The 3755-nt window shown below is 47.4% G+C and carries 2 protein-coding genes and 1 pseudogene; 2 read left to right on the forward strand and 1 reads right to left on the reverse strand.

Annotation, left to right across the window (positions count from 1 at the left end; genetic code table 11):
* Positions 1–358: 358 nt before the first annotated feature.
* Positions 359–2554 (forward strand): C48 family peptidase, encoded by a 2196-nt coding sequence (locus tag ALO64_RS25810; protein ID WP_200893703.1) that lies wholly within the window; start codon positions 359–361, stop codon positions 2552–2554.
* Positions 2555–2712: 158 nt separating this feature from the next.
* On the opposite strand, the pseudogene ALO64_RS23565 reads toward ALO64_RS25810, so the two are convergent.
* A pseudogene (locus ALO64_RS23565) lies at positions 2713–3030 on the reverse strand (integrase core domain-containing protein); the annotation flags it as partial.
* 260 nt (positions 3031–3290) lie between these two features.
* On the opposite strand from ALO64_RS23565, the gene ALO64_RS00495 reads away from it, so the two are divergent.
* Entirely contained in the window at positions 3291–3740 is a 450-nt protein-coding gene (locus tag ALO64_RS00495) for a hypothetical protein (protein ID WP_044324991.1), read from the forward strand.
* Positions 3741–3755: the final 15 nt, after the last annotated feature.

Genomic DNA, 3755 nt, shown 5'->3' on the forward strand with positions numbered 1-3755 from the left:
GTTCAGCGTCTCCCTAAGTCGGTTGGCCGTTCCATTGTTCCTTGCCCTCCTGCAACCTCTTTTTTCGGTTTTTTTGATCCAAGTCAATAGCGAGAAAAACTGGCCCACTGCTGGTGGAACCTAATCGCTGGAGAGGCCTACTAATGATTGTCTTGCTTAAGAGATGCAAATATTAAAATTCAAATCAACCTGTTGATTATTATTTATGGCTTTCTAATGGCAAACCAGTATCGGCGCTAAAATTACGGAAAACCCCAATACAGAAAAGTATATGGGTATCACAGCAAGAATAATACAAAATTATTTTAACATCTCAGAGAGATTTTCTGACAGAATTGCCATCAACTAGGAGGAATATATGTGGAATTTTAATAACTGGAGCAAAAGCTTGGACGCTTATCAGAGACTCCAGGAAACGCAAAGTAAACTTCATGAGTTTCTTTCTTCTGATACAACATCCTCAGTCCAACCCGATGGGGGGGGCGCGCACGACCTGCCGCAAAGACAGCGATATTCTATTCAGCAAGCTGAGTCTCAGGGCAGGCGGCTCGTAGATCAAGCAGAACTACAAACGCAGGTTGAGCGCCGCTTTTCAAAAAAGTCTGAGACAAGATATGTAACGGAGGTTCAATTTGTTCCAGATCACCTTGAGGATACTGAGTATCGATACAGCTCTAGAAAAGTCCCCTATTGTGAGGATATAGCACTCATTGAAAGATTTTGCGAGGGTGCTCTGCTAGGTGGTAGCAACTCTAACACCGTGGACTTTTATAAAAATCAGTTGATCTCTATTAGTGACTATCTTCAGCGACAGCACATGCCAGCGATTAACGCACGTTTATTCTCTGATAGTCTTGAAAGCGATTTAAAACAGTATGCGTTTCAAAACAATCGCAGTGATACGCTGGCAATTATAGGTCACTTACGACGTATTGAATCTAACAAACACGGGGTTAGTGCTATTCTGCCTTTCAAAACAAAAAGTTCAGATTTAGACGAATGGTTAATCGATCAAGTGTTTTCCGACGAAAACCAGACTACTTCCTCATATAGATCAACTTTGCGCGCGCTCAGTCATTGGCTCGCAGCACAAGAAAAGCCGGGGCTGTGTGATCCGGACTATCTCCATTCCCATGAATTGACGGGAGATGTGCTGAAGTTCAGCTGTTTGCCAGGCCGTCACCAATGTAGCGCGGCGTTGCAACACATGCGAAACTATGACCTTGGTAGTAAAGTTCGCCTAAAGAAGCAACGTGATACCCGTAATATCCCAGACGAGGACCAAACGTTAATCTCGCACTACCAAAAAATTGCTAACGATGCCTTGGTAATAAAAAATAGTAAAGCCGGAAAAAAAACGAATCGTGATCCTCATGGAAGAACGAGCGTTGACAAGTACGCGTCTGTACTACGCTCATTCAGCGCGTGGCTTAAGGAGGAGGGAAAAGGAAGCTTGTCAACTCTTCTTCACGATCCAGAGTTGGATACGTATAGGGATTTATGGACGCACAACAAAAGCTCTTCTAATGCCAAAACGGTTGTAACCCTGCTAATGAAATTGCGTGAAATATTTCCACCCTTCTCAGTAGAAGCGGTACAAGAACCTAGTCACTCCTCTTTTACGTTGCCAAATTCAGAGTGGTCAGGCTGGGGCTGGAATCCAGATACGCCGCAATACCCCCCTCAAAGTCCAGCTTCGACCTTCAACGGACTCTCCTCCCTGAGTGATTACGGCCGCGAATTCGACCTCAATACGCCCCAGCAAGAGCAGCCGTGGAGCACCTATGGGGACTATGGCACTCAGGCTACAATGGAGCACTCGGCCCTGCCCCCCATGAGTCCCGAGAGGATCGATGTGGACAATCTGCCGTTTCCCCAGGACGTCGAAGACCCCGAGCTGCCTCAAGTGACTGAGACTTCGTGGCTGCTAGACGGACATTTGCACGCCTACACCAACGACCTAGCTCGCCGATTGCAAGAGGAGTCCAATGCCCATTTACTCCACTTTGCCGACTCGCAAATAGTCACTATGCTGAACTCCGAGGATGAAGCACAGAGAAACGTTGCGTTGCGCCGTCTAGTCGGAGACGCAGTCAACCCTGCCCCACCCATCGCGTTCATGCCCATCAACCGAGATAACGTCCATTGGTCGCTTCTCGTCGTCGACCGTCGAGATAACCACTCGCCTGCAGCCTACCATTACGATTCCATGGGAACTCCGCATCCACATCAGCACTGGCATGCCCAAATGGCAGCCTGGCGCCTGGGCCTTGATGCTTCGCAAGTCTATAAAATGCCCACCGCCATACAGCCGGACGGTTATTCTTGCGGCGATCATGTGCTGACCGGTATAGAGGTGTTGGCTCATAGGGTGATCGACGGCATGTTCGATTACGCGGGCGGCAAGGACCTGAGCGATATCAAGCCAGACCGCGACTTCATCAGGGATCGTCTTGCCCCAGCGGATCAAGCGCCAGCAGAAAGCAGCGTCAGGTCAGTTCCCGAGCCGCCCGTCGAACAGAAGAAAAAGAAAAGCAAGTGGTGGAAGTTGTAGCGGCTTGATGTATAGGAATTTCAAAGTTTCTATACAGGGCAATCGTCCCCAAAAGTCACCTCTGCGTGATGCCGATGTGGCGTTGAGGCTGGTGAAACGCTTTTCTCACGCCACATCGGCGTCTAAAAACGGGGCCATTGCGACGTTCTGTGTAGTGGTCAACTGATCCCGGACACGACGTTAAGGTTGAGCGGGCGCCAGTCCACCTTTGAACTGGTGTGGTCGAATCCAGTTGTAACGATGCATCAGATAATGACTGATATCCCGCTGAGCCCCTTGGGCTGTCGTGTAGCCCACACAGTCGGTATCCACTCAGCTTTCAAACTGAGGAATACACTCTCCATCGGCGAGTTGTCATAGCAATTACCTCGGCGACTCATGCTCTGGCGTATGCGGTATCGCCAAAGCCGCTGGCGAAACTGTCGGCTCCCATATTGGGTGTCCTGGTCTGAGTGAAACAGCAGGTCCTGAGGCTTCTACATCGTAGCCACAGTCATCGATAAATTCAGTGACTTTTTGATACAGATCAATAATAGCTATCAGGCTTGACTGATCATTGAACTAAATCTCTGAATATGCAATTAAAAACCCACATTTCTGGAAATGTGAAAAAGTTTTTAAATATGGTAGCTAGAAACCTGTAATCCATTTTAAAGCGCAGCAAAAGATGAGTGTAAGAGAGGCTGTTGTAGTCCTTTTTTCAAAATCCATAGGCTCTCCAATTTTAGAGGTTACTATGCAAACCTATAAATACTACCCCAAGAATCTGCCTGCCATTGGCACCGTTCTGCTGACGACTTATGGCTTGTTCGCCCATAAAAACGAGATCCCCAAATCTCATGTGACTGATGTTTTAAAAATTTGCAAAAAACTCACCGATGGTTTCGATGACGAGATGCATCATTTAAGCGCTCTTATGCTGATGATTGCTGACGCTCCAGTGGAACCTTTGCTCAACGCATCTGTCGCTCACAAAGGCTCCATCATCGGATTTACTTCTCTTGGCTACCTTCTATCCTATGGATCTATTAGTGAAACGGCTAAGAGCATCATCCAGACAGGTAATGGTGTTTTTCTCGTGGAGCTAAGTGGTAATATTGACAACCCTACAGCTGATCTCAAAGTTTTCAACTCTTGGTCTCAGTATCAAAAATTCCTCAAATGGGGATGGGGAAGTTGCACCTAAGGAGACGCTGAACAA

It is taken from the genome of Pseudomonas meliae, from assembly GCF_001400515.1.
Classification (GTDB): domain Bacteria; phylum Pseudomonadota; class Gammaproteobacteria; order Pseudomonadales; family Pseudomonadaceae; genus Aquipseudomonas; species Aquipseudomonas amygdali.

Coding starts and splice junctions, on each gene's coding strand:
- ALO64_RS25810 (WP_200893703.1), top strand. CDS start 359: ATGTGGAATTTTAATAACTGGAGCAAAAGCTTGGACGCTTATCAGAGA.
- ALO64_RS00495 (WP_044324991.1), top strand. CDS start 3,291: ATGCAAACCTATAAATACTACCCCAAGAATCTGCCTGCCATTGGCACC.